A 24,493-nucleotide genomic window follows, 5' to 3' on the forward strand; every position below is an offset into this window, starting at 1 on the left:
GCCGCGCCATGAACTTCACCTTCAGCGAAGAACAACAGCAATTCGCCGATGCGCTGCGCCGCTATCTCGATGAGCGCTACGGCTTCGACGCACGGTGCGCGATCGTCCATTCGGACGCGGGTGTGTCGGCCGACCAGTGGCGCGCGTTCGCCGAGCTGGGCCTGACCGCGCTGCCCGTGCCGGAAGCGCACGGCGGTTTCGGCGGCGGCGCAGTCGACATGCTCGTCGCGACGCAGGAGCTTGGGCGCGCGCTCGTCGTCGAGCCTTATTGGGCGACGGCCGTCGGGATCGAGGCGCTGCGTGTCGCGGGTTCGGGCGCCGGCGAGGACGCGGCGCTCCTCGAGCGCGCGGCGCAGGGCGACGCGAAGCTCGCGGTCGCGTTCCATGAGCCGCGCGCACGCCACGACCTGTTCGCGATCGCGACCGTCGCGCGGCCGGTCGGCGACAAATTCGTGCTGACGGGCGTCAAGTCGGTCGTCCGGCACGGCGCGCAGGCGGACGTGCTGATCGCGCCCGCGCGGCTGCCGAACGGCGCGATCGGCCTCTTCGCGATCGAGCGCGGCGCGGCAGGCGTCGACATCGTCGACTATCGGACGATCGACGGCCAGCGCGCGGCGACGATCCGCCTGTCGAACACGCCCGCTCGCGCGCTCGCGGGCGGCGAGCGCGACGCGGCCGCGCTCAAGCGGATCGCCGACTATGGAATCGTGCTGTTGTGCGGCGAAGCGATCGGCGCGCTCGACGCGCTCAACCGCGCGACGCTCGACTACACGAAGACGCGCGAACAGTTCGGCATGCCGATCGCGCGTTTCCAGGCGCTGCAGCACCGGATGGTCGACATGCTGATCCACGCCGAACAGGCGCGCTCGCTCACTTATCTCGCGGCGGTGCGCTACGCGAGCGGCGACGCGAACGCGCGCCGCAAGGCGGTGTCGGCGGCGAAGGCGCGCGTCGGGCAGGCCGCGCGCTTCGTCGGTCAGCAGGCGGTGCAGTTGCACGGCGGAATGGGCGTCACGGACGAGGTCGCGGCCGCGCATCTCTTCAAGCGTCTGTCGATCATCGAAACGACGCTCGGCGACGTCGATCATCACCTCGCGCGTTTCGCGTCGCTGCCGGATTTCGCGGCGCTGCAGGATGCCTGAGCGGGCGGCGCCCGCCCGTTTCATTTCACGGAGAAGCTCGATGGGTATCAGTTACGAAGACCTGGAAGTCGGCGGTAGAACCGAAGTCGGCAAGCATCGATTCACGGCCGACGAGATCGTCACGTTCGCGCAGGCTTACGATCCGCAACCGTTTCACGTCGACGCGGAAGCGGCGAAGTCGTCGATGTTCGGCGGGCTCGTCGCGAGCGGCTGGCATACGTGCTCGGTGTTCATGGGCATGCTCGTGCGCAACGTGCTCCAAGGCTCGACGAGCATGGGCTCGCCGGGCATCGAGGGGATTCGATGGATCAAGCCGGTGCGCGCGGGCGACACGATCACGATGTACAGCAAGGTTCTCGACAAGCGGCTGTCCGAGAGCAAGCCGGACCGCGGGATCGTGACGACCGAATGGGAAGGCGTCAACGAAGAGGGCGAGATCGTCATCACGGTGCGCTCGAAGGTGATCTTCGGGTTGCGGTCGCCGCAGGGGAGCGCATGACGGCGAGCGCGAACGAACTGCCGGTCGTCGCGTCGGCCGACGCGCTGCATGCGCGCGTCGGCGCGGCGCCGCTCGCGAGCGGCTGGATCGACGTCGACCAGGCGCGCGTCGACCGGTTCGCCGATGCGACCGGCGATCATCAATGGATTCACGTCGATCCCGAGCGTGCCGCGCGCGAGTCGCCGTTCGGCGGACCGATCGCGCATGGTTTTCTCACGCTGTCGCTGATTCCGGCGCTGATGACCGGCACGCTGCGCTTCGAACAGCGGATGGGCGTGAACTATGGCCTGAATCGCGTGCGTTTCCTGAAGCCGGTGCCGGTCGGTTCGCGCGTGCGCGCGCTCTTCGCAGTGAAGGAGACGGGGCCGGCGAAGCAGGGCGGCGTGCAGGCGGTCTGGGCAGTGTCGGTGGAGGTCGAGTTGGGCGGGCAGCCGGTGCCGGCCTGCGCAGCCGAATTCATCACGCTGCATTATTTCTGAACGGGGTTCGCGCGGCGCATGTGTGCGATCTCGTGCACGGACAGGCGATCCTTTGGAAACTCATCGTTCGATACGCGGTCGTGCGGAGCGACCAGCGTGGCGGTGACCGCCAACCAGATTTCCCAGGGCAGGTACGCCGGCGTGCGAGCGCTCGGCGACGTTTGCCGGCTGCGCGTGTCGCGCAATGCGCTCGCGTCGATCGGCGGCACGCCGATCGCGTTGCAGCAGGCGCCCGGCTGCGCGGCGGGCCACGATCGTGAGCATGTCGAGAATACGCTGGACGGCGCCGCGCTCGCGTCGCCGGCAGGCTATTGCGCGACGGACGGCCTGACGATCACCGTGGCGAACGCCGCTCGCATGCCGCGGGGGCGAGAGTGCTGGCGGCAGGCGCCGACGCCGTCCGCGTCGAAGGCGGGCATCGCCGCGTCGGGCTCGTCACGCGGCGGCCGCGTATGACGGCTTGGGCGCAGGCGCGGTTTGTTGGCCGACGCGGCGGCCGATCGCGATCCTTCCCTTGAAGAACGTTCGGGGCTGCATGCCGCAGCCGCGCGGCAACCGAAGCAAGCGCGGTGTGTTGCAGTGCGAATGAGACAAACGGGACGGCGGGCGGCGGGCCGCGCGCCGTCGCCCGCCGGTTTCTCGTTTCGCCGCGCGGCGCGCGTGTCAGGCCGGCGACGGCGCGTGGCGTGCGAGCTCGAGTTTCGCGATCGCGTTGCGGTGGACCTCATCCGGCCCGTCCGCGAAGCGTAGCGTTCGTGCGCTCGCGTACGCATAGGCGAGCGGGAAGTCGTCGCTGACGCCGCCGCCGCCGTGCGCCTGGATCGCCCAGTCGATCACCTGGCACGCCATGTTCGGCGCGACCACCTTGATCATCGCGATCTCGCCGCGCGCCCCCTTGTTGCCGACGGTGTCCATCATATAAGCGGTCTTCAGCGTGAGGAGCCGCGCCTGCTCGATCATGCAGCGCGCCTCGGCAATCCGCTCCTGCGTGACTGTCTGCGCGGCGACCGGCTTGCCGAACGCGACGCGCTCCGACGCGCGCCGGCACATCAGCTCGAGCGCGCGCTCCGCGAGCCCGACGAGCCGCATGCAGTGATGGATGCGGCCCGGTCCGAGCCGGCCTTGCGCGATCTCGAAGCCGCGCCCTTCGCCGAGCAGCAGATTCGACGCGGGCACGCGCACGTTCTCGAGCGTGATCTCCATGTGGCCGTGCGGTGCGTCGTCGTAGCCGAATACGTTCAGCGGCCGGCGCACGGTGATGCCGGGCGCGTCCGACGGCACGAGAATCATCGACTGCTGCGCGTGGCGGGGCGCATCGGGGTTCGTCTTGCCCATCACGATGTAGAGCTTGCAGCGCGGGTCGCCCGCGCCGGACGACCACCACTTGTGGCCGTTGATCACGTAGTGCTCGCCGTCGCGTTCGATGCGCGTGCGGATATTCGTCGCATCCGACGACGCGACTTCGGGCTCCGTCATCAGGAACGCCGAGCGGATCGCGCCGTCGAGCAGCGGCTCGAGCCACGTCGCCTTGTGCGCATCGGTGCCGTAGCGCTCGAGCGTTTCCATGTTGCCGGTATCGGGCGCATTGCAGTTGAAGACCTCGGGTGCCCACGGCACGCGGCCCATGATTTCGCAAAGCGGCGCGTATTCGAGATTCGTGAGGCCGGCGCCGCGCGTCGAATCGGGCAAAAACAGGTTCCACAGGCCCGCGGCGCGCGCTTTCGCCTTCAGCGTCTCGATCAGTGCGACCGGCTGCCATGCGTTGCCGGCGCGCCGGTTGAGCGCGATTTCTTCATGGAACGCGCGCTCGTTCGGATAGATGTGCTCGTCGAAGAACGCGTTGAGCCGTGCGCGCAACGCTTCGACTTTCGGGGCGTAATCGAAATGCATGGCTGCCTCGCTGATCGATCGGTTCGGTGAAAGGAGGGCGCGCGGCTAGCGCGCGTGCTGTGCGTAGCGCCACGCGAGCTCGGCCATCGGCCGCGCGCGGCGGCCGGCATCGAGTGCCTGCGCGCTCGATGCGGTGCCGTCGACGACGCGCTTCATGATGCCCTGCAGGATCGCGGCGATTCGGAACATGTTGTACGCGAGATAGAAATGCCAGTTGTCGGGCATCGTGAGGCCCGTGCGCTCGCAATAGCGCGCGACGTAATGCGCTTCGTCGGGAATGCCGAGCGCGCGCAGATCGAGCCCCGCGATGCCGCGAAAGCTTTCGGGCGCGACGTGCCACGCCATGCAGTGGTACGCGAAATCGGCGAGCGGATCGCCGAGCGTCGACAGTTCCCAGTCGAGCACCGCGAGCACGCGTGGCGCGTGCGGATCGAAGATCAGATTGTCGAGCCGGTAGTCGCCGTGCACGATCGACACGCGCGCGCCGTTCTCGGATTCGGGCCGCAGATGCTGAGGCAGCCAGTCGATCAGCCGATGCATCGCATCGATCGGCTCGGTTTCCGACGCGAGATACTGCTTGCTCCAGCGTGCGATCTGACGCGCGAGATAGTTGCCGGACTTGCCGTAATCGGCGAGCCCGACGGCCTGCGGGTCGATCGAATGCAACGCCGCGATCACCCGGTTCATCTCGTCGTAATGGCGGCCGCGCTCCGCGGGCGTCATGCCGGGCAGCGACGGGTCCCACAGCACGCGGCCGTCGACGAAGCCCATCACGTAGAACGCGCGGCCGATCACGCTCTCGTCGTCGCAGAGCGCGAGCATCGGCGCGACGGGCACGTCCGTGTTCGCGAGCGCGGCCATCACGCGATACTCGCGCTCGATCGCATGCGCGGACGGCAGCAGCTTCGCCGCGGGCGCGGGCTTCGCGCGCAGCACGTAGCTGCGCGCGGGCGTGACGAGCTTGAACGTCGGATTGGATTGGCCGCCCTTGAACTGCTCGACGGCGAGCGGGCCGGCGAAGCCGTCGACATGCTTGGCGAGCCACGCGGCGAGCGCGTCGACGTCGAAGCGTTGCGCATCGCCGACGGGGCGCGTGCCTTCGAACGCGGCGTAATCGGTTTGCCGGGAGTTCGGATCGTGCTCGGCTTCCATCGTGTCCCCCTGATCCGCGCGATGCGCCTACACGCGCGTGCTTTGCAAGAACTGGTGATACAGCACTTCCATCGTCGTGTTGCGCACGTCGCGGTGCAGCGCTTCGGGCGGCGAGTAATTGACGAGCCGCACGACCCAGTCGTCGTCGCGCTCGCCGACGTCGAGCGCGTTGATGCAGCCCGCGGACTGCGACAGCGTGCCGATGAAGAGCCGGTGCCCGGGCACCGTCGCGTGCGACAGCAGCGCACAGTTCACGCCGCCGTGCAGCACGAGCAGCACGGTGTCCCACGCCGGGTCCGCGCGCAGCGCGGCGAGCGGCGGCAGCACGCGGTCGATCAGCTCGCCGATCGTCTCGCCGCCGAGAAAGCGCGTGTGCTCGGCGACGATGCCGTCGAGCACACGCAGGAACGCGGCTTCCTGCTCCTCGGGCGGAATGTCTGCGAGGAAGCCGCCGCGAATTTCGCGCCACGCGGGTTCGATGTCGATGTCGAGCCGCTGGCCGGTTTCGGCGAGCACGCGCTGCGCGGTTTCGATCGTGCGCGGCAGTCCGCTCGCGATCACGCGGTCGAAGCGCACGTTCTGCTCGGCGAACGCGCGTCCGGCCGCGGCCGCCTGCATCCGGCCGCGCTCGTTGAGCGGCACGGCGTCCTGATCGAACGGGCGGCCGCTCGCGTCGAAGTAGGTGACGTCGCCATGACGCATCAGGTAGATGCGGCGGCGTTTCGGCAATTGATAGGACATGGCGGGCGTCAGCGTTTGTAGACGGGGGCGCGCTTGTCGAGGAACGCGGTGATGCCTTCGAGCGCGTCCGCGTGATGCAGCGACGCGACGAAGTGATCGCGCTCCGCGGCGAGATGCGCGGCGAGCGGCTGCGTCTGCGCGTCGGCGATCAGCGACTTGATTCGTGCGAGCGCGTTCGGCGACATCCTGCCGAGCTCGTCGGCCCAGGCGATCGCCTCGTCGCGCGCGGCGCCCGGCTTCGTCAGCCGGTTCACGACGCCGAGCTCGTGCAGCCGCGTCGCGGCGGCCGGTTTGCCTTCGAACAGGATCTCGGCCGCGAGTGCGCGGGGCAGCGCACGCACGAGGAACCACGAGCCGCCGCCGTCCGGCGTGAGCGCGACGCGCGCATACGACATCACGAATTTCGCGTCGTCGGCGGCGACGAGCAGATCGCATGCGAGCGCGAGCGAGAAGCCCGCCCCCGCGGCCGCGCCCTCGACCGCCGCGATCACGGGTTTCGTCGCCGTGTTGATTGCGGTGATCCATTCGCCGAGCAGATCGATGCTTGCCGCCTGCACGGACGGATGCTTCGCGCGATTGTCGAGCAGCCGGTTCAGGTTGCCGCCCGCGCAGAAGAAGCGGTCCGCGCCCGTCAGCACGACCGCTCGAATCGACGGATCGCGTTCCGCCGTGTTCAGCGCCTCGAGGCCGGCGGCGTACATGTCGGGATGCAGCGCGTTGCGCGCGCCGGGATTGGACAGCGTGAGGACGAGCGTCGATTCGCTTTCCGGCGGGCGCGACGCGAGCAGTTCTGCGCTCATGCAGTGAGTCTCCTTGAATTCGACGGGCGTCGGGAGCGATGCGCCGCGCCTGTGCGTCGCGCGATCGGACATCGTCCCGGCCGGCTTGGCCGGCATGTTTTGAGGCCATGCTCGAAATGCGCGGCGGCGCAAAAGTCGCGGCGCGCTTCGAAGTTGCTTTAGACTAGCATGAACGTGCTTTTCGGCGTCATGCCGCGCGGGACGCGTCGCGCGCGGCCCATTTCTCAAGACAAAGGAGACTTTGATGCTGCGGCTGTGTGGTTTTCCCGTGTCCAATTACTACAACAAGGTCAAGTTCGTCCTGATCGAGCACGGCATTCCGTTCGACGAGACGCTCGTCAATGTCCCGATCAAGGATCCCGCGTGCTTCGCCGACACGCCGCTCGGCAAGGTGCCGTATCTGCTGACCGAGCGCGGCGCGCTCAGCGAATCGCAGGCGATCGTCGAATATCTCGCCGCGAGCCACCCGGACAAACGCATTTTCCCGGCCGACCCGTTCGACGCCGCGAAGGCGCGCGAGATCATGACGGTGCTCGAGCTGTATGTCGAATGGAACGCGCGCGAGCTGTTTCCGGAGGCATTCTTCGGCGGCAAGGTGAGCGACGGCACGAAGGCGCACGTCGAGGAGCGCATGCCGCGCGCGCTCGACGGCTTCAAGCGGCTTGCGAGATTCTCGCCTTACGTGCTCGGCGATACGTTCTGCATCGCCGACATCGCCGCGTTCGTCCATTTTCCGATCACCGCGCTCGCGACGAAGGCGATTTATGGCCGCGATTTCATCGCCGACGCCGGGATCGACTGGAAGTCATACGTGAAGCGCATCGAGGAGGAGCGGCCGGCCGCGAAGCGAGTGAGCGAGGAGCGCAAGGCGTTCATCGCGGGGCTGGCGAAGCAGGGTTGATGCGACGGGCGTGATGCGTGCGGCGGCGCGCGACGCGCGCCGGCCCGCATCGGCGGTGTGGGTGGCGGATTGGCGGCGCGGGCCGCTCGATGGATCGACCGGCTGCCCGATCGAGTCTTGGCGCGGCGCGTCGAGCGGGCGGTTTCGCGGCGGCGCGCATGACGCCTGCGCCGCGTTGCCGAGGGCTACAGGCGCGCGAGCCGTTCGAGCGCGGTGGCGAGCGTGTCTTCGCGCTTCGCGAAGCAGAAGCGCACGACGCCCGATTCATGCGGCTCGTGATAGAACGCCGACACCGGAATCGCGGCGACGCCGATCTCGGTCGTCAGCCATTTCGCGAACTCCGCTTCCGGCAGATCGCTGATCGTCGAATAATCGACACACTGGAAATACGTGCCCGCGCAAGGCAGCAACTTGAAGCGCGTGTTCGCGAGCCCCGCGCGGAAGAAGTCGCGCTTCTTCTGATAGAACGCGGGCAGCGTCAGATACGGCTCGGGGTCGCGCAGGTAATCGGCGAGGCCGAACTGCATCGGCGTGTTGACCGTGAACACGTTGAACTGGTGCACCTTGCGGAACTCCGCCGTGAGCGGCGCGGGCGCGGCGACGTAGCCGACCTTCCAGCCCGTCACGTGGAAGGTCTTGCCGAAGCTCGACACGACGATGCTGCGCGCGGCGAGCTCCGGATAGCGGGCGACGCTCTCGTGGCGCGTGCCGTCGTAGACCATGTGCTCGTAGACCTCGTCGGACACGATCAGCAGATGGGTGCCGCGCACGATGTCCGCGAGCGCGCGCATGTCAGCCTCGCGCCACACGGTGCCCGTCGGATTGTGCGGCGTGTTGATCAGGATCGCACGCGTCTTCGGCGTGATCGCCGCGGCGAGCTTGTCGAACGGAATCGCGTAGTCGGGCGCGTTCAGCGTGACGAACACGGGCGTCGCGCCCGCCAGCTCGATCGACGGCAGGTAGCTGTCGTAGGTCGGCTCGATCACGATCACCTCGTCGCCCGGATGCACCGCGCACAGGATCGCGGTCAGGAGCGCCTGCGTCGCGCCCGCCGTCACGGTGATCTCGGTCGCGGCATCGTAGCGGTGGCCGTAGAGCCGCGCGATCTTGTCGGCGATCGCTTCACGCAGCGGCGCGATGCCCGCCATCGGCGGATACTGGTTGCGGCCGTCGCGCATCGCGCGAGCGACCGCGTCCACGATGCGCGGATCGCAATCGAAATCGGGAAAGCCCTGGCCGAGATTGACCGCGCCCTTTTCCGCGGCGAGCGCGCTCATGACCGTGAAAATCGTCGTGCCGACGTCGGGCAGGCGCGAGAGGAGAGTGGGCGTCGTAGGCATGTCGTGCGGTGCGTTCATCGTGGCTGGCGCAAAAAGGGGTTGGGGCGGGCGCGTCGCTTACGCCGGCTTGGAGGCGTTGGTCGCGAGCGCGCTGGCGGCGAACGGCGCGGGTTGCGCGATCCGGAATCCGAAGTCGCGCTCGGTGCGGCGCGTGAGCTTCAACAGTGCGCGATCCTTCGATACGAGCCAGTCGGCGCGCGCCGCATAAGCGAGTTCGAGGAATTTCTGGTCGTCGCGGTCGCGGCACTTCGGCAGTGGTCGCGGCGGCGCGTCGTCGGCCGGAAAAGGCGCGGCCGCGTCGGCGGGGGGCGACGGACGCGCGCGGCCCGCTTGCGCGTCCGAAGCGTGCTGCACGTCCGAGCCGTTCAGCGCATCGCCGGCGTCGGGCACGCGTTCCGGCGACGCGGCGAGCGCGGGCGAGGCATTCGCGCCTGCGTCCGTCGCGGCGGCCGCGCGCGCATCGCCGCGGCCGGGCCCGGCGACGCGTACCGACAGGCGCGCGACCGTGGCGAGCGCGGCGGCCTTGTCGACCTCGCGCGCCTTGAACTGCGGGTAGTCGAGCACGCGCTCGAGCTCGATCAGGCAGCGGACGTCGATGAGCGCCGTGATGGCGCCCGTTTCGAGGGCATCGCGGATCGGGCGGGCGTCGGGGTCGTCGAACACGAGGATGTCGATCCAGACGTTCGAATCGAGCACTACGCGGCGACCGGCGCGGGGAGCGTCGGAGCTGGGCATTCGTTACAATCGGTGGTTTTCGTCTGACTGCGCGGCACGGCGTGCCGGCGAGCCTCTATGATAATCGTTCTCTCCCCGGCGAAATCGCTCGACTACGAAACCCCGCCCCACGTTTCCCATCACACGCTGCCCCAGTTCGCCGACGACGCGGCCGCGCTGATCGACGAGCTGCGCCGGCTGTCGCCGCAGCAGATCGGCACGCTGATGAGCATTTCGGACCCGCTCGCGCGGCTGAATTTCCAGCGCTACGCGGACTGGTCGCGCACGTCGACGCCGGCGAACGCGAAGCAGGCGGTGCTCGCGTTCAACGGCGACGTGTACGAGGGCCTCGACGCGCGCTCGCTGTCGCCCGACGATCTCGACTACGCGCAGCGGCACGTTCGCGTGCTGTCGGGGCTCTACGGGCTGCTGCGGCCGCTCGATCTGCTGCAGCCGTACCGGCTCGAAATGGGCACGCGCTTCACGAACGCGCGCGGCAAGGATCTGTACGCATTCTGGGGCGAGCGGATCACGCACGCATTGAACGCCGAGCTGAAGACGCGCGAAGGCGCGTCGCGCGTGCTCGTCAATTGCGCGTCGGCCGAGTACTTCAAGTCGGTGAAGCCGAAGCTGCTCGACGCGCGCGTCGTCACGCCGGTGTTCGAGGACTGGAAGGACGGCCGTTACAAGATCATCAGTTTCCACGCGAAGCGCGCGCGCGGGCTGATGGCGCGCTACGTCGTCGAAGGGCGGATCGGTTCGCCCGACGTGCTGAAGGATTTCGCATCGGAAGGCTATGCGTTCGACGAAGCGGCGTCGAACGACGACACCTTCGTGTTTCGCCGCCGTGCTGGCGCTTGAATGTCCGGCGGCCCGAAGCGGCTGTCGCAACCAGGAGATGCAATGACTCTGTCGATAACGAGCAATTTCGACGCGGGCGCGATCGACGTCGTGTCGTGCGAGCGCGCGGACGCGATCCGGCTGCGCGTGCGCGGCGACAATCGTTCCGAGTTCGCGCAGTGGTTCTACTTCCGGCTGACGGGCGCGCGCGGCGAGCGTTGCGTGATGACGTTCGAGAACGCGAACGACTGCGCGTATCCGGCGGGCTGGCGCGACTATCGCGCGGTCGCGAGCTACGACCGGGTCAACTGGTTCCGCGTGCCGACGTCGTACGACGGCCAGGTGCTGACGATCGACCATACGCCCGATTTCGACAGCATCCATTACGCGTATTTCGAGCCGTACGGCGAAGAACGCCATTCGGAGTTTCTCGGCGCAGTCCAGCAGATGCCGCAAGCGAGCGTCGTCGAGTTGGGCCGCACGGTCGAGGGGCGGCCGATGTCGCTCGTCGTGCTCGGCACGCCCGACGACGCGGGCGTCGCGAAGAAGAAGGTGTGGATCATCGCGCGCCAGCATCCGGGAGAATCGATGGCGGAATGGTTCGTCGAAGGGCTCGTGAAGCGGCTCGTCGGCTGGGGCGACTGGTCGGGCGATCCGGTCGCGCGCAAGCTGTACGAACATGCGACGTTCTACATCGTGCCGAACATGAACCCGGACGGCAGCGTGCACGGCAACCTGCGCACGAACGCGGCGGGCGCGAACCTGAATCGCGAATGGATGGAGCCGGACGCCGCGCGCAGCCCCGAAGTGCTGGTCGTGCGCGATGCGATTCATTCGATCGGCTGTGATCTGTTCTTCGATATCCACGGCGACGAGGATCTGCCGTACGTATTCGCGGCCGGCTCCGAGATGCTGCCCGGCTTCACCGAGCGGCAGCGCGTCGAGCAGAGCGCATTCATCAACGCGTTCAAGCGCGCGAGCCCCGATTTCCAGGACGAGCATGGCTATCCGCCCGGCAAGTACAAGGAAGATGCGCTCAAGCTCGCGTCGAAGTACATCGGGCATCGGTTCGGCTGCCTGTCGCTGACGCTCGAAATGCCGTTCAAGGACAACGCGAATCTGCCCGACGAGCATGCCGGCTGGAGCGGCGCGCGCAGTGCGTCGCTCGGCGCGGCGGCGCTGGGCGCGATCCTCGAGCACGTGAGGGCTTTCGCCTGAGCGCGGCCTGAGCGCTCGTCCCGGTGCGGCGGATGCGCGCATCGGGCGCGCATGAAAAAGCCGGAGCGGCATCGCCGCGCTCCGGCTTTTTTGCGTCCGGCCGATGGGCCAATGGTGGCGCGTTCTACGCGTTGGTCGGCGCCGCCGACGTCGGTCCTGTCCGGCGGTCGGTACGGTGCCCGGCCGGTCGCGTCACGACTTGCGCGTCGAGCGTTTCTTCACGGCTTTCTTCTTCGTGCTCGATTTCTTCGTCGACGCCGCGCGCTTGCCGCCTTTGCCCGTCGCTTTCGCCTTGACCTTGCCTTTGCCCGAGTGAGCACGCAGTTTCTTCTTCGGCGATGTCGCGCGTTCGACGCGCGGCTTGGCGGGCGGCACCGGATCGTTCCAACTGAACGCGAGCATTTGCGTGCCGACGTAGCCGCAGCGAAACTTCAGATGTTCCGGATCGCCGCCGCTGCTGCGCACGCCGAGGCCCTCGACGGTCACGATGTTGTCGACCTTCACGCGCTGCTTGCCTTCGTCGAACGAGTCGTTCCAGGGCGTGATCGATGCGTTGCCGCTTTCGAATGCGTTCGGCGGAAATTCGACGTGATCGAACGCGCTCGACGTGCTGGCGATGAAGTTGCCGTGCGCGGCGCAATCCGCGACGAGCGGATCGGCATGCATTTCGTTGACGTATTTGTTGATGAGTTCGGCGCGTTGGTCGAGCAAGTCGGCGAACGCGGGCGCGGCGAACGTGAGCGACAGGCCCGCGACACAGGCCGTCAGCTTGCCGAGCGCGCCGAGCAGGCGAAGCGAGGCGGGAAAGCTGTCCATCTAGAGGTATGAGATAAGCGCGATAGAGACACCAGGCACGTGAGATGCCCGATGAAGAGCAGGGTTCCATCTTAGCGTAATTTTTCGGCGGCGCAGTAGAGCGATTGTCCGTATGGCACGTGGCGTGCGAGCGGGGCCGCGCCGGCGGTCAGGCGGCCGGGCTCACGCGCGCGGCCCGCCGAGACGGTAGCGGCGCACGTCGGAGGTCGTGACCCACGCGGGCCGATAGACGGCGATCAGCGCGGTCGCCATGCCGGTGAACCACGCCTCGCCGAGCGCGAGCAGCAATGCGTTCAACGCATAGCCGGACGGCACGACGACGAGCGTGCCCTCGGCGATCGCGATCTGCACGCCGGCCGCCGCCGCTGCGACGACGCCCACCGCGATCGCGGGCGATACGAAGCCCTGGCCGACGATGAGCGCGGGCAGGTTGTGCGGCAGCCACGCGAGCGCGGCGCGTTGCAGCAGCGTCGATACGACGACGGGCAGTGCGCCATAGACGAGGTAGGTGAGTCCGACGCCTTGCCACGTCGCATCGAACACGATCGCCGCGATGCCGATCACGGCCGCCATCCCGACGAGCGCGAGGGTCCAGTCGAACAGCGTGACGAGCAGCGTCGCGCCGAGGAGATGCATGACGAGGCCGTCGTCGAGCCACGCGTTGGATGCCCACAGCACCGTGATCGTGGTCACGAGCGCGAGCCACACGTGCTGCAGCGTCGCGTCCTGCAGACGGCCGAACGGGCGTTTCCACAGCGCGAGGGCGAGCAGCCCCACGGCGGCGATCCAGCCACCGACAGCGACCCAGAACGGAAGCGGCGTGTAGAGGAAACCCATGTTTTTATATTACTCGTTGAATACAAAAGATGGGAATGGATTCACCCTCTACGCGGGTTTTACCGGCTATTCGTTCGCTTTGAACGGCGCGTCCGGTTCTGCCGCGACGAGCGGCTGGGCAGACGATTCGTTTTCGGCGGCGAGCGGGTACGGATGCCGCGAATTCGCGGGGCGCAGCGGCACGGGGCCGGCCGCGCCGTGTACGGGTTTCGGCGAAGTCTCGCGTGCGGATAGCAGCACTTCGAGATGCGGCGGGAGCCAGCCGTTGTAAATCGCGACCGCGGCGGCGCGATTTGTCGCACCTAACTGTTGGAAGATGCTGGCCAGATGAATCTTGACCGTGCCTTCGCTGATGCCGAGCGTGCGCGCGATCATCTTGTTGGTGCTGCCCATGTGAACGAAGCGCATGATTTGGGCTTGTCGCGGCGACAGCAGGCTGCAAGGCGAGCGCTTCCTGCGCGGCAACTGGCTGACGATCGCGTCGACACGGCCGTCCCTCGCGCGCGCAATCGGCTCGGTGAGGTTCAGGGCGCTCGGCGGCACGTAGTGTCCGCCTAGCAGCACCATTTCGAGCGCGCGAACGATGAGGTGCGGGCGCGTGGAACGCGGAATGACGCCGAGTACGCCGGCATTGAAGAGCGCCTGTGCGTGTTCGGGCGACGCGTCGTCGGTGAGCGCCGCGACGGGCGTGGGCGCGCAAGCCTGGCAAAGCGCGTGCAGATCGCCGAGCCGCTTGATGTCCTGCCAGTCGACCGCGATCAAGTCGAAGCCTTGCTGCTTGATGAGCCGTTGCGCCTGCCGCCAGTCCTTGGCGTCGTTGTAGCCGGCATGTCGGTCGATTTGACGCAGCAGGGTTTTCAAGCCGTCGCGACGCTCTGCGTCCGAATTGAGCACCAGAAACCTCATGTTATGCCTCCGCTTATCCGATTGATCGAGAAAACGACGAGTGCCATCTCCTCAATAATGACAAAAGCGTTACAAAATGTCGGCCTGGCTGAAAGGCATAAGAAAAATTCAGACAAACCAAAACGCGAAGGCCGCCTCGAGCGGGAGCTCGAGGCGGCCTTCGACGAAACGCCCGCGCCTGATGGCGCGGCGCTGGGCGGACTTTAATGGAAGTGCGGTTGCGCGGGCGTCGCGTCCTCCGGCATCTCCGCATGGACGATCTCGCCGAGCGGATCGGCGTACAACGGAACGCCGCAATCGTCGCAATATTCGGGCTCGAATCGGCCGGCGTGGCGACGGATGTCGGTCACGCCCGCCTCCTTCAGCAGCGAGGCGATTTCTTCGAGCGGTCCGTCGGCGGGCGCCTCGGCTTCGAGCGTCGCCTCGTCGACTGATGCCTCGCCATTCTCGCGGCCGTAGAGCGGCCAGACGACGCCATAGATGACGTCGTTGCTTCCGCGGCGAGTGAATGCGACGCGATATTCGTCGATCCGGTGCTCGCCGAAGCCCGCGATCACGGCCCGCAGTTCTTGCGGCGCGGCGCCGATCGTGTCGAACAGATAGCGGATCGCGGTGCGTACGGTGTGCGGACGGATTCGCTCGTCGGCATCGCGGCACGCGGAGTAATACGCGTCGGGCAGCAGGCACTCGAATTCGCAGCCGGGGAGCGCGGCGGACAGGTTGACGCCGCCCTGTGCGGCCCACTGCTCAAGGCATTGGCCGCGCTCGATCCGTGAGCCGTGCTCCTCCTCTTGCCAGCGAAAGAGCGGGGTGCCGGCGGGTGCGGCGACGACGGCGAGCAGGAAGCGCGGGTCGGCCAGAATCGGCGACGTCTCGGGCAGGTCGCCGTAATTGAGCTTGACCGAATGGTTGCCGAGCGCCGCATGCGCGAGCTGCTGCGCGAGGCGGTAAGTTTCGACATGATGGCGCGGCAGTTGATCGATGCTGTAGAGAAAGGGCGCCATCGCGACGAGCGTGCCTTGCGCGAGCACGTGCGCTTGCAAGTGGGTACGCAACACGTCGGCGATCTCGGTCTTGAGCGCGCCGGACGGAATCATGTACCGGGTCCACGCGAGTACGGGGATCGCGACGAGGAGCGCTTCGTACGGCTTGCCGTCATGCTCGACAGACAGGGATTCGCTGTGCGTCTCGGCCATGTCGGCGAGGGCGCCGTAGGCGTCCGGGTGATTCTGCTGGAGATGATCGAGCGCGGCGTCGAGCGTGGTCTGGTTGCCATTGCGGACGATCTTTGCGAGCAAGGCGTCGAGCTTGGCTTCCCAGAAGCGATCTTCGACGCGGCTGCCGGACGCAAACAGCGCGAGCGACAGACCGACCAGTTTGTCGGCATCGGGAGGGAGGCGTTTAGCGGTTCGCTGGCGCATAGATTGACATGGTTGGATGCGAGGAACCTGTCATTTTAGTCCGTTCCGCGTTTGTTCAGCGGTTTGCTGGTCTTTCGGCAGCCTTCTCTATAAAGATAGGTGAGCGCGCTCCGGGTGGGACTATATGGGGAGCAAAAAAATTTACGAAACCCTCTTGCAGGGTGCGTCGCTTATGCCTACAATCACGCCTCTTTCGCGCTACGGAGAACGCAGCGCGAAGGGGAGGCGGGAAGTTTCACGGCTCGGGTAGTGCGGTCGGCGGTGGTTGCGACCGAGAGCGTGAAGCGATGATCCAGACGCTGCGCGACACGGTAGTAAAAAAGTTGTTGACGTGCTGCGAATAAGTGATCATAATCTCGTTTCTCTGCTGCTGACAACGCAGCGCTGCTGAGAAGACGGAGTTGAGTAGGAAAGTTTTCTCGCAGATGTGCTCTTTAACAATGAACAGCCGATAAGTGTGGGCGCTTGATGTAAGCGGACGATCTTCGGATCGCAAGCAAAAGTATCAAGAGTCTCACACTAAAGTAAGTCAGGTTTATGAAGCAATTCATATGACCTGTCAGCTTTGAGTGAGCGACCGGTTGGAAACAACCGAAAACAGTAACAGGAATTGAACTGAAGAGTTTGATCCTGGCTCAGATTGAACGCTGGCGGCATGCCTTACACATGCAAGTCGAACGGCAGCGCGGGCTTCGGCCTGGCGGCGAGTGGCGAACGGGTGAGTAATACATCGGAACATGTCCTGTAGTGGGGGATAGCCCGGCGAAAGCCGGATTAATACCGCATACGATCTGTGGATGAAAGCGGGGGACCTTCGGGCCTCGCGCTATAGGGTTGGCCGATGGCTGATTAGCTAGTTGGTGGGGTAAAGGCCTACCAAGGCGACGATCAGTAGCTGGTCTGAGAGGACGACCAGCCACACTGGGACTGAGACACGGCCCAGACTCCTACGGGAGGCAGCAGTGGGGAATTTTGGACAATGGGCGCAAGCCTGATCCAGCAATGCCGCGTGTGTGAAGAAGGCCTTCGGGTTGTAAAGCACTTTTGTCCGGAAAGAAATCATCCTGGCTAATAACCGGGGTGGATGACGGTACCGGAAGAATAAGCACCGGCTAACTACGTGCCAGCAGCCGCGGTAATACGTAGGGTGCGAGCGTTAATCGGAATTACTGGGCGTAAAGCGTGCGCAGGCGGTTTGCTAAGACCGATGTGAAATCCCCGGGCTCAACCTGGGAACTGCATTGGTGACTGGCAGGCTAGAGTATGGCAGAGGGGGGTAGAATTCCACGTGTAGCAGTGAAATGCGTAGAGATGTGGAGGAATACCGATGGCGAAGGCAGCCCCCTGGGCCAATACTGACGCTCATGCACGAAAGCGTGGGGAGCAAACAGGATTAGATACCCTGGTAGTCCACGCCCTAAACGATGTCAACTAGTTGTTGGGGATTCATTTCCTTAGTAACGTAGCTAACGCGTGAAGTTGACCGCCTGGGGAGTACGGTCGCAAGATTAAAACTCAAAGGAATTGACGGGGACCCGCACAAGCGGTGGATGATGTGGATTAATTCGATGCAACGCGAAAAACCTTACCTACCCTTGACATGGTCGGAATCCTGCTGAGAGGCGGGAGTGCTCGAAAGAGAACCGGCGCACAGGTGCTGCATGGCTGTCGTCAGCTCGTGTCGTGAGATGTTGGGTTAAGTCCCGCAACGAGCGCAACCCTTGTCCTTAGTTGCTACGCAAGAGCACTCTAAGGAGACTGCCGGTGACAAACCGGAGGAAGGTGGGGATGACGTCAAGTCCTCATGGCCCTTATGGGTAGGGCTTCACACGTCATACAATGGTCGGAACAGAGGGTCGCCAACCCGCGAGGGGGAGCCAATCCCAGAAAACCGATCGTAGTCCGGATTGCACTCTGCAACTCGAGTGCATGAAGCTGGAATCGCTAGTAATCGCGGATCAGCATGCCGCGGTGAATACGTTCCCGGGTCTTGTACACACCGCCCGTCACACCATGGGAGTGGGTTTTACCAGAAGTGGCTAGTCTAACCGCAAGGAGGACGGTCACCACGGTAGGATTCATGACTGGGGTGAAGTCGTAACAAGGTAGCCGTATCGGAAGGTGCGGCTGGATCACCTCCTTTCTCGAGCTTAAATCCGCGAAGTTGAGCGCTCACGCTTATCGGCTGTAAATTAGGACAGACTCAGGGGTCTGTAGCTCAGTCGGTTAGAGCACCGTCTTGATAAGGCGGGGGTCGTTGGTTCGAATCCAACCAGACCCACCAATTGTCTGGCGGAATAAACCTGAGTGTCTCTGTATGGGGGCATAGCTCAGCTGGGAGAGCACCTGCTTTGCAAGCAGGGGGTCGTCGGTTCGATCCCGTCTGCCTCCACCAATCCTCAATGGTAAGTGCTTGGAAGCGAGCATTAAGCATTGGCGATTGAGCCAGTCAGAGTGATGCAGGAAACTGTATCGGCTGTCGTTCTTTAACAATCTGGAAGAAGTAAGTAATTTGGATAGCGGAAGCGTCTAATGAGATGGACGTGGAAACTATCCGGGTTGTGATTGTATCGATGTATCTCAAGATGATTCGAACTTCATGTTCGGCTCGATTTTGGAATACGGCACAACGCGAGAACTCAACCTGTAGCGTACTGTGTATCGGATCATCGTAAGCGCTCAAGCGCTAACGATGATCGAGAGACAGACTCGTTATAGGGTCAAGCGAACAAGTGCATGTGGTGGATGCCTTGGCGATCACAGGCGATGAAGGACGCGGTAGCCTGCGAAAAGCTACGGGGAGCTGGCAAACGAGCTTTGATCCGTAGATGTCCGAATGGGGAAACCCACTCCGAATGGAGTATCCATAGCTGAATACATAGGCTATGTGAGGCGAACGCGGTGAACTGAAACATCTAAGTAACCGCAGGAAAAGAAATCAACCGAGATTCCCAAAGTAGTGGCGAGCGAAATGGGAAGAGCCTGTACTCTTTATTTGTATTGTTAGCCGAACGCTCTGGAAAGTGCGGCCATAGCAGGTGATAGCCCTGTAGGCGAAAACAGTATGAAAGAACTAGGTGTACGACAAGTAGGGCGGGACACGTGAAATCCTGTCTGAAGATGGGGGGACCATCCTCCAAGGCTAAATACTCGTGATCGACCGATAGTGAACCAGTACCGTGAGGGAAAGGCGAAAAGAACCCCGGGAGGGGAGTGAAATAGATCCTGAAACCGCATGCATACAAACAGTCGGAGCCTCGAAAGGGGTGACGGCGTACCTTTTGTATAATGGGTCAGCGACTTACGTTCAGTAGCAAGCTTAACCGAATAGGGCAGGCGTAGCGAAAGCGAGTCCGAATAGGGCGTTCAGTTGCTGGGCGTAGACCCGAAACCAGGTGATCTATCCATGGCCAGGATGAAGGTGCGGTAACACGTACTGGAGGTCCGAACCCACTAACGTTGAAAAGTTAGGGGATGAGCTGTGGATAGGGGTGAAAGGCTAAACAAACCTGGAAATAGCTGGTTCTCTCCGAAAACTATTTAGGTAGTGCCTCGTGTCTCACCTTCGGGGGTAGAGCACTGTCATGGTTGGGGGGTCTATTGCAGATTACCCCGCCATAGCAAACTCCGAATACCGAAGAGTGCAATCACGGGAGACAGACATCGGGTGCTAACGTCCGGTGTCAAGAGGGAAACAACCCAGACCGCCAGCTAAGGTCCCCAAATATGGCTAAGTGGGAAACGAAGTGGGAAGGCTAAAACAGTCAGGAGGTTGGCTTAGAAGCAGCCACCCTTTAAAGAAAGCGTAATAGCTCACTGATCGAGTCGTCCTGCGCGGAAGATGTAACGGGGCTAAGCCATATACCGAAGCTGCGGATGCGTGCTTGCACGCATGGTAGGAGAGCGTTCCGTAAGCCTGCGAAGGTGCCTTGTAAAGGGTGCTGGAGGTATCGGAAGTGCGAATGCTGACATGAGTAGCGATAAAGGGGGTGAAAGGCCCCCTCGCCGTAAGCCCAAGGTTTCCTACGCAACGTTCATCGGCGTAGGGTGAGTCGGCCCCTAAGGCGAGGCAGAAATGCGTAGCTGATGGGAAGCAGGTCAATATTCCTGCACCATTGTTAGATGCGATGGGGGGACGGATCGCGGAAGGTTGTCCGGGTGTTGGAAGTCCCGGTCGCTGCATTGGAGAAGGCGCTTAGGCAAATCCGGGCGCAGGATTCAAGGGTGTGGCGCGAGCTCCTTCGGGAGCGAAGCAATTGGAAGTGGTTCCAAGAAAAGCCTCTAAGCTTCAGTCTAACGATGACCGTACCGCAAACCGACACAGGTGGGCGAGATGAGTATTCTAAGGCGCTTGAGAGAACTCGGGAGAAGGAACTCGGCAAATTGGTACCGTAACTTCGGGATAAGGTACGCCCTGGTAGCTTGACTGGCCTGCGCCAGGAGGGTGAAGGGGTTGCAATAAACTGGTGGCTGCGACTGTTTAATAAAAACACAGCACTCTGCAAACACGAAAGTGGACGTATAGGGTGTGACGCCTGCCCGGTGCCGGAAGATTAAATGATGGGGTGCAAGCTCTTGATTGAAGTCCCGGTAAACGGCGGCCGTAACTATAACGGTCCTAAGGTAGCGAAATTCCTTGTCGGGTAAGTTCCGACCTGCACGAATGGCGTAACGATGGCCACACTGTCTCCTCCCGAGACTCAGCGAAGTTGAAGTGTTTGTGATGATGCAATCTACCCGCGGCTAGACGGAAAGACCCCATGAACCTTTACTGTAGCTTTGCATTGGACTTTGAACCGATCTGTGTAGGATAGGTGGGAGGCTATGAAACCGGAACGCTAGTTTCGGTGGAGCCGTCCTTGAAATACCACCCTGGTTTGTTTGAGGTTCTAACCTTGGCCCGTGATCCGGGTCGGGGACAGTGCATGGTAGGCAGTTTGACTGGGGCGGTCTCCTCCCAAAGCGTAACGGAGGAGTACGAAGGTACGCTAGGTACGGTCGGAAATCGTGCTGATAGTGCAATGGCATAAGCGTGCTTAACTGCGAGACCGACAAGTCGAGCAGGTGCGAAAGCAGGTCATAGTGATCCGGTGGTTCTGTATGGAAGGGCCATCGCTCAACGGATAAAAGGTACTCTGGGGATAACAGGCTGATACCGCCCAAGAGTTCATATCGACGGCGGTGTTTGGCACCTCGATGTCGGCTCATCTCATCCTGGGGCTGTAGCCGGTCCCAAGGGTATGGCTGTTCGCCATTTAAAGAGGTACGTGAGCTGGGTTTAAAACGTCGTGAGACAGTTTGGTCCCTATCTGCCGTGGGCGTTGGAAGTTTGAAGGGGGCTGCTCCTAGTACGAGAGGACCGGAGTGGACGAACCTCTGGTGTACCGGTTGTGACGCCAGTCGCATCGCCGGGTAGCTATGTTCGGAAGAGATAACCGCTGAAAGCATCTAAGCGGGAAACTCGCCTTAAGATGAGACTTCCCCGGGGACTTGATCCCCTTGAAGGGTCGTTCGAGACCAGGACGTTGATAGGTCGGGTGTGTAAGCGCAGTAATGCGTTCAGCTAACCGATACTAATTGCCCGTAAGGCTTGATCCTATAACAAGTCTGCCTTGCCAGATCTTGTTGATTCTCGTGTGCGATACACACAACCCAATATTACTGCTTCTTCCCAGATTGGTTCTGTTGGCCTGCCCAGCAGAACATCCCTCTTTGCCTGATGACCATAGCGAGTCGGTCCCACCCCTTCCCATCCCGAACAGGACCGTGAAACGACTCTACGCCGATGATAGTGCGGATTGCCCGTGTGAAAGTAGGTAATCGTCAGGCTCCCCTTGCCAAAACCCCCGCCCAACCAGGCGGGGGTTTTGCTTTTTATCCCCACCCACCACACCCCTCTCATCCCTCTGCCGACGCCACCTCCATACCGCCCCGTAAGCGAGTCGCCGGTACCGTCTCGACGGTGTGAATGAATGTTGCCAGAGTAGGCCCCACCACGGCGAGTAGCGGGGACCACAGTGTCAACAGAAGCACCGAAGAGAACTTCACGCAAAGGCATTCCTAATCACCCCGTCGAATTTCGACGGAAACTCGCCAAGCTGGCCTGCGAACCGGGCGTATCCGTAGCGCGGCTGGCGATGGAACACGGGGTGAACACGAACTTGTTATTCAAATGGCGTCGCGCGTTGCGTGCCGGCGAATACGATTCTGTGGGATTTTTGCCGGTCACATTGGAAGCGCCAGCGCCACAGATCGAGCGACCGACTGCGACCGTGGCGCCGACGCCGGTGATCGGCGCTGCCGCGATGGGCGCCATAGAGATCAACGTCGGTAACACTCGTGTGCGGATCGAGGGCTCGCCCAACGAGGGCACGTTGCGGCTGGTGCTGCGCATGTTGCGCAACACACCGGAATCGGCAGCATGATCGGGCTGCCCAGCCGCACAAAGGTCTGGCTGGCCGCGGGTGTGACTGATATGCGTTCAGGCTTCAACAGCTTGGCCGCGAAGGTCCAGACCGTATTGGAACGCGATCCCTTCAGCGGTCACGTGTTCGTGTTCCGAGGCAAGCGCGGCGATCTGGTCAAAGTGCTGTGGTGGAGCGGCGACGGCATGTGTCTTCTGATGAAACGCCTGGAACGGGGCCGATTCGTTTGGCCACGCGCCGACGGTGGCGTTGTCTGCCTGAGCCAAGCCCAACTGTCGATGCTGCTCGAAGGTACCAGGCTATCTACGAGACCGGGGGTATCCGGAATTTCGTGTGTGAGGCGGGTTGAGATTCAGACTCCAATGTTGAATCGTTCCGGGTAAAGCAGTGCGAACTGAGTCATGGCACTCTTCCAATCGTGCCGGGAGCCGGTCCACTTGGCAACGACGTTGCGCAGCGCCAGCCAGATCAGTTTGAGCGCGGCCTCGTCCGACGGGAAGTGGCCGCGCGCCTTGATGATCTTCCGAAGCTGCATGTGCAGCGACTCGATCGCGTTGGTCGTATATACAATTTTCCGGATGTCAGGCGCGAAGGCGTAGAACGGAATCACCTGATCCCAGGCTCGGCGCCAGAGCGCGGCAATCGGAGGGTATTTCGTACCCCACGGGCTCGTATCGAACGCTTCCAGCGCCACGGCGGCCGCTTCGGCCGACGGTGCCCGATAGACCTCCTTGAGCGCCGCTGCGACCGATTTCCTGTCTTTCCAGCTGGCGAAGTCCAGTGAGTTCCGGATCAGATGCACGATGCAGGTCTGGACCGTCGTTTCCGGGAACACCGTGTTGATCGCTTCCGGGAAGCCCTTCAGGCCGTCGACCACGGCGATCAGGATATCCTGCACGCCGCGCAGCTTAAGGTCGTTCACCACCCGCAGCCAGAACTTGGCCCCCTCGGTCTGCTCGATCCAAAGGCCCAACACGTCGCGTGTGCCGTCGCGGCGCACGCCCAGCGCCAGGTAGATCGCCTTGTTGCGGACCACGCCTTCGTCGCGGATCTTGACTCGCAAGGCGTCGAAGAACACGACCGGGTACATCGGCTCGAGCGGCCGCTGCTGCCATTCGCGCACTTCGTCGATCACGGCATCGGTCACCGTACTGATGAAGTCCGGCGACACCTCGATGCCGTACATCTCCAGCAGGAAACCCTGAATCTCCCGCACGCTCATGCCGCGTGCGTACATCGCGATGATCTTGTCGTCAAAGCCGGTGAAGCGTCGCTCGCCCTTGGCGATCAGCACCGGATCGAAGGTGCCTTCTCGGTCGCGCGGAATCTCGACGTCGAGCAGGTCGTCGTCGGTCGTGATGCGCTTGCGGCTGGTGCCGTTGCGGTGGTTCGTGCGGCCTGCCGGCTTGGCATCGCCCTTCTCGTAGCCGAGGTGGTGGGTCAGTTCGCCGCCCAGCGCGCGTTCGAAGATTGCTTTCTTGAGCGCGGCGAGCTGCTCGTTGATCGTTGCCCGATCCAGCGTTCCGGGTACCAGTTGCTTGATCAGTTCCGGGTCCAGGTTCAAGCCCTTGCCCGGTTCAATCGTCACTTCTTCCTTGCGTTTGCGTGGCATAAAGTGGCTCCTTGGCCATCAGTTTATGCCTCACACACAAACATTCGGATAGGCTCACGAGACCGGACGCGTGAGGGAAGCTGCCTGCTGGGCGCATGCCCGACGCCAGTTCTATGAGCTACACGCTGCGCGCCCGAACGCATTGAATACCGAAGCGCTCGAGCGTATCGGTGCGTTGTACAAGATCGAAGACGCGATACGCGGCAAACCGCCCGACGAGCGTCGTGCGTATCGAGAAGCACATGCCCGACCGCTTCTCAGTCAGCTTCACGCCTGGCTCACCGCCACGCTGGAGACACTCTCAAAGAAATCCGATACGAGTCGGGCGATTCTCTATGCGCTGAACCGATGGGAAGCGCTCACACGCTATTGCGACGACGGCCAACTCGAGATCGATAACCTGCCGGTCGAGCGAGCGTTGCGTGGAGTGGCCATCGGGAGGCGGAATTACCTGTTCGCCGGTGCCGACTCCGGCGGCGAGCGCGCTGCCGCGATCTATAGCCTCATCGGAACGGCGAAGCTCAACGGCATCGATCCCGAGGCGTATCTGCGCTTCGTCCTTGCCCGCATTGCTGATCACGCAATCAATCGTGTCGATCAGCTCATGCCGTGGGCCATAGCTGATCAACTCCGCGACGACAGCTGACATCAAGATCCCGTCGTCAAGACGGCGCTGCCGACACGCTTACGTCGCCTCGCCACCAGCTCGGATAAAAAATTTCCGTATCCGCCGAGCGTAAAATTGCCCAATCGATAAAAA

20 protein-coding genes, 2 tRNA genes, 3 rRNA genes and 2 pseudogenes are annotated in these 24,493 nt (G+C 63.3%); 16 read left to right on the forward strand and 11 right to left on the reverse strand.

Going from position 1 to position 24,493, the window contains the following annotated elements:
- Window positions 1-8 precede the first annotated feature (8 nt).
- From BTH_RS17715 to BTH_RS17730, 4 genes and pseudogenes are all read left to right on the forward strand, one after another.
- Window positions 9-1,142 carry an acyl-CoA dehydrogenase family protein gene (locus BTH_RS17715; RefSeq protein ID WP_009892145.1) on the forward strand — a complete coding sequence of 378 codons (1,134 nt, stop codon included), beginning with the start codon at window positions 9-11 and terminating at the stop codon, window positions 1,140-1,142.
- Between the two features lie 40 nt (window positions 1,143-1,182).
- Window positions 1,183-1,641 (forward strand): MaoC family dehydratase, encoded by a 459-nt coding sequence (locus tag BTH_RS17720; protein ID WP_009892144.1) that lies wholly within the window; start codon window positions 1,183-1,185, stop codon window positions 1,639-1,641.
- Entirely contained in the window at window positions 1,638-2,120 is a 483-nt protein-coding gene (locus tag BTH_RS17725; RefSeq protein WP_009892143.1) for a MaoC family dehydratase, read from the forward strand. Before BTH_RS17720 ends, BTH_RS17725 begins: the two co-directional genes overlap by 4 nt.
- 69 nt (window positions 2,121-2,189) lie before the next feature.
- Window positions 2,190-2,576, forward strand: a pseudogene (locus BTH_RS17730) (hypothetical protein); the annotation flags it as partial.
- A 207-nt stretch (window positions 2,577-2,783) separates the two neighbouring features.
- Here BTH_RS17730 and BTH_RS17735 read toward each other — a convergent pair.
- Genes BTH_RS17735 through BTH_RS17750 form a run of 4 tightly spaced genes read right to left on the reverse strand, consistent with a single transcriptional unit; the run spans window position 2,784 to window position 6,703 of the window.
- Window positions 2,784-4,010: an acyl-CoA dehydrogenase family protein gene (locus tag BTH_RS17735; RefSeq protein ID WP_009892140.1), complete on the reverse strand. Its 1,227-nt coding sequence runs from the start codon at window positions 4,008-4,010 to the stop codon at window positions 2,784-2,786.
- 45 nt (window positions 4,011-4,055) lie between these two features.
- Window positions 4,056-5,162, reverse strand: a complete 1,107-nt coding sequence (locus tag BTH_RS17740) for a phosphotransferase (RefSeq protein WP_009892139.1) — start codon at window positions 5,160-5,162, stop codon at window positions 4,056-4,058.
- 27 nt (window positions 5,163-5,189) lie between these two features.
- Window positions 5,190-5,903, reverse strand: coding sequence for a histidine phosphatase family protein (locus BTH_RS17745; protein WP_009892137.1), 714 nt, complete (start codon window positions 5,901-5,903; stop codon window positions 5,190-5,192).
- A gap of 8 nt (window positions 5,904-5,911) precedes the next feature.
- Entirely contained in the window at window positions 5,912-6,703 is a 792-nt protein-coding gene (locus BTH_RS17750; protein ID WP_009892136.1) for an oxepin-CoA hydrolase, alternative type, read from the reverse strand.
- A gap of 244 nt (window positions 6,704-6,947) precedes the next feature.
- Here BTH_RS17750 and BTH_RS17755 point away from each other — a divergent pair, with 244 nt between their 5' ends.
- Window positions 6,948-7,604: a glutathione S-transferase gene (locus BTH_RS17755; RefSeq protein ID WP_009892134.1), complete on the forward strand. Its 657-nt coding sequence runs from the start codon at window positions 6,948-6,950 to the stop codon at window positions 7,602-7,604.
- A 185-nt stretch (window positions 7,605-7,789) separates the two neighbouring features.
- Here BTH_RS17755 and BTH_RS17760 read toward each other — a convergent pair whose 3' ends face one another.
- Both BTH_RS17760 and BTH_RS17765 read right to left on the reverse strand, forming a co-directional pair.
- Window positions 7,790-8,962 (reverse strand): pyridoxal phosphate-dependent aminotransferase, encoded by a 1,173-nt coding sequence (locus BTH_RS17760; RefSeq protein ID WP_009892133.1) that lies wholly within the window; start codon window positions 8,960-8,962, stop codon window positions 7,790-7,792.
- Window positions 8,963-9,001: 39 nt separating this feature from the next.
- Window positions 9,002-9,679 (reverse strand): PIN domain-containing protein, encoded by a 678-nt coding sequence (locus tag BTH_RS17765; RefSeq protein ID WP_011401956.1) that lies wholly within the window; start codon window positions 9,677-9,679, stop codon window positions 9,002-9,004.
- Window positions 9,680-9,736: 57 nt separating this feature from the next.
- Between BTH_RS17765 and yaaA the strand changes: the two genes are divergently transcribed.
- Both yaaA and BTH_RS17775 read left to right on the forward strand, forming a co-directional pair.
- On the forward strand, window positions 9,737-10,519 hold the full coding sequence (gene yaaA / locus BTH_RS17770; RefSeq protein WP_009892130.1) for a peroxide stress protein YaaA: 783 nt from the start codon (window positions 9,737-9,739) through the stop codon (window positions 10,517-10,519).
- 42 nt (window positions 10,520-10,561) lie between these two features.
- A complete protein-coding gene (locus BTH_RS17775) occupies window positions 10,562-11,716 on the forward strand; it encodes a M14 family metallopeptidase (protein WP_009892128.1) in 1,155 nt (384 codons plus the stop codon).
- A gap of 192 nt (window positions 11,717-11,908) precedes the next feature.
- On the opposite strand, the gene BTH_RS17780 is transcribed toward BTH_RS17775, so the two are convergent.
- From BTH_RS17780 to BTH_RS17790, 3 genes are all read right to left on the reverse strand, one after another.
- Window positions 11,909-12,532: a BspC domain-containing protein gene (locus tag BTH_RS17780; RefSeq protein WP_009892127.1), complete on the reverse strand. Its 624-nt coding sequence runs from the start codon at window positions 12,530-12,532 to the stop codon at window positions 11,909-11,911.
- 162 nt (window positions 12,533-12,694) lie between these two features.
- On the reverse strand, window positions 12,695-13,369 hold the full coding sequence (locus tag BTH_RS17785; RefSeq protein WP_009892125.1) for an energy-coupling factor ABC transporter permease: 675 nt from the start codon (window positions 13,367-13,369) through the stop codon (window positions 12,695-12,697).
- A 66-nt stretch (window positions 13,370-13,435) separates the two neighbouring features.
- A complete protein-coding gene (locus BTH_RS17790; protein ID WP_009892122.1) occupies window positions 13,436-14,275 on the reverse strand; it encodes a response regulator transcription factor in 840 nt (279 codons plus the stop codon).
- Between the two features lie 21 nt (window positions 14,276-14,296).
- Between BTH_RS17790 and BTH_RS31335 the strand changes: the two genes are divergently transcribed.
- Window positions 14,297-14,482, forward strand: a complete 186-nt coding sequence (locus tag BTH_RS31335; RefSeq protein ID WP_127446437.1) for a hypothetical protein — start codon at window positions 14,297-14,299, stop codon at window positions 14,480-14,482.
- Here BTH_RS31335 and BTH_RS17795 read toward each other — a convergent pair.
- The gene (locus BTH_RS17795) at window positions 14,479-15,696 is read right to left on the reverse strand and encodes a DUF2863 family protein (RefSeq protein WP_009908715.1); all 1,218 of its coding nucleotides are present in this window, start codon (window positions 15,694-15,696) and stop codon (window positions 14,479-14,481) included. The genes BTH_RS31335 and BTH_RS17795 overlap by 4 nt on opposite strands.
- A 612-nt stretch (window positions 15,697-16,308) precedes the next feature.
- Between BTH_RS17795 and BTH_RS17800 the strand changes: the two genes are divergently transcribed.
- From BTH_RS17800 to tnpB, 7 genes are all read left to right on the forward strand, one after another.
- Window positions 16,309-17,839, forward strand: a 16S ribosomal RNA gene (locus BTH_RS17800).
- 64 nt (window positions 17,840-17,903) lie between these two features.
- A tRNA-Ile gene (locus tag BTH_RS17805) sits at window positions 17,904-17,980 on the forward strand.
- A gap of 35 nt (window positions 17,981-18,015) precedes the next feature.
- A tRNA-Ala gene (locus BTH_RS17810) sits at window positions 18,016-18,091 on the forward strand.
- A gap of 323 nt (window positions 18,092-18,414) precedes the next feature.
- Window positions 18,415-21,294, forward strand: a 23S ribosomal RNA gene (locus BTH_RS17815).
- 117 nt (window positions 21,295-21,411) lie between these two features.
- A 5S ribosomal RNA gene (gene rrf / locus BTH_RS17820) occupies window positions 21,412-21,525 on the forward strand.
- Together the 16S, 23S and 5S rRNA genes with 2 tRNA genes alongside form the textbook arrangement of a ribosomal RNA operon.
- A 188-nt stretch (window positions 21,526-21,713) precedes the next feature.
- Window positions 21,714-22,121, forward strand: coding sequence for an IS66-like element accessory protein TnpA (gene tnpA, locus BTH_RS17825; protein ID WP_009888727.1), 408 nt, complete (start codon window positions 21,714-21,716; stop codon window positions 22,119-22,121).
- A 50-nt stretch (window positions 22,122-22,171) separates the two neighbouring features.
- Complete coding sequence (gene tnpB, locus BTH_RS17830; protein ID WP_349675176.1) at window positions 22,172-22,504, forward strand: IS66 family insertion sequence element accessory protein TnpB; 333 nt, start codon at window positions 22,172-22,174, stop codon at window positions 22,502-22,504.
- Here the strand turns inward: tnpB and BTH_RS17835 are convergent.
- Complete coding sequence (locus tag BTH_RS17835) at window positions 22,474-23,733, reverse strand: IS256 family transposase (RefSeq protein WP_009891862.1); 1,260 nt, start codon at window positions 23,731-23,733, stop codon at window positions 22,474-22,476. The two genes, tnpB and BTH_RS17835, sit on opposite strands and share 31 nt — an antisense overlap.
- A gap of 64 nt (window positions 23,734-23,797) precedes the next feature.
- Between BTH_RS17835 and tnpC the strand changes: the two are divergent.
- Window positions 23,798-24,379: pseudogene (gene tnpC, locus BTH_RS17840) on the forward strand (IS66 family transposase); the annotation flags it as partial.
- Window positions 24,380-24,493 lie beyond the last annotated feature (114 nt).

Origin of the sequence: Burkholderia thailandensis E264 (assembly GCF_000012365.1) — a bacterium.
Classification (GTDB): domain Bacteria; phylum Pseudomonadota; class Gammaproteobacteria; order Burkholderiales; family Burkholderiaceae; genus Burkholderia; species Burkholderia thailandensis.

What these genes read in the sequence shown, in the direction of transcription:
- BTH_RS17725 (WP_009892143.1), top strand. Translation starts at nt 1,638, where the DNA reads ATGACGGCGAGCGCGAACGAACTGCCGGTCGTCGCGTCGGCCGACGCG.
- BTH_RS17735 (WP_009892140.1), bottom strand. Translation starts at nt 4,010, where the DNA reads ATGCATTTCGATTACGCCCCGAAAGTCGAAGCGTTGCGCGCACGGCTC.
- BTH_RS17755 (WP_009892134.1), top strand. Translation starts at nt 6,948, where the DNA reads ATGCTGCGGCTGTGTGGTTTTCCCGTGTCCAATTACTACAACAAGGTC.
- BTH_RS17780 (WP_009892127.1), bottom strand. Translation starts at nt 12,532, where the DNA reads ATGGACAGCTTTCCCGCCTCGCTTCGCCTGCTCGGCGCGCTCGGCAAG.
- yaaA (WP_009892130.1), top strand. Translation starts at nt 9,737, where the DNA reads ATGATAATCGTTCTCTCCCCGGCGAAATCGCTCGACTACGAAACCCCG.
- BTH_RS17720 (WP_009892144.1), top strand. Translation starts at nt 1,183, where the DNA reads ATGGGTATCAGTTACGAAGACCTGGAAGTCGGCGGTAGAACCGAAGTC.
- BTH_RS17765 (WP_011401956.1), bottom strand. Translation starts at nt 9,679, where the DNA reads ATGCCCAGCTCCGACGCTCCCCGCGCCGGTCGCCGCGTAGTGCTCGAT.
- BTH_RS17715 (WP_009892145.1), top strand. Translation starts at nt 9, where the DNA reads ATGAACTTCACCTTCAGCGAAGAACAACAGCAATTCGCCGATGCGCTG.
- BTH_RS17775 (WP_009892128.1), top strand. Translation starts at nt 10,562, where the DNA reads ATGACTCTGTCGATAACGAGCAATTTCGACGCGGGCGCGATCGACGTC.
- BTH_RS17740 (WP_009892139.1), bottom strand. Translation starts at nt 5,162, where the DNA reads ATGGAAGCCGAGCACGATCCGAACTCCCGGCAAACCGATTACGCCGCG.
- tnpB (WP_349675176.1), top strand. Translation starts at nt 22,172, where the DNA reads ATGCGTTCAGGCTTCAACAGCTTGGCCGCGAAGGTCCAGACCGTATTG.
- BTH_RS17745 (WP_009892137.1), bottom strand. Translation starts at nt 5,903, where the DNA reads ATGTCCTATCAATTGCCGAAACGCCGCCGCATCTACCTGATGCGTCAT.
- BTH_RS17790 (WP_009892122.1), bottom strand. Translation starts at nt 14,275, where the DNA reads ATGAGGTTTCTGGTGCTCAATTCGGACGCAGAGCGTCGCGACGGCTTG.
- BTH_RS17760 (WP_009892133.1), bottom strand. Translation starts at nt 8,962, where the DNA reads ATGAACGCACCGCACGACATGCCTACGACGCCCACTCTCCTCTCGCGC.
- BTH_RS17750 (WP_009892136.1), bottom strand. Translation starts at nt 6,703, where the DNA reads ATGAGCGCAGAACTGCTCGCGTCGCGCCCGCCGGAAAGCGAATCGACG.
- BTH_RS17835 (WP_009891862.1), bottom strand. Translation starts at nt 23,733, where the DNA reads ATGCCACGCAAACGCAAGGAAGAAGTGACGATTGAACCGGGCAAGGGC.
- BTH_RS17795 (WP_009908715.1), bottom strand. Translation starts at nt 15,696, where the DNA reads ATGCGCCAGCGAACCGCTAAACGCCTCCCTCCCGATGCCGACAAACTG.
- BTH_RS17785 (WP_009892125.1), bottom strand. Translation starts at nt 13,369, where the DNA reads ATGGGTTTCCTCTACACGCCGCTTCCGTTCTGGGTCGCTGTCGGTGGC.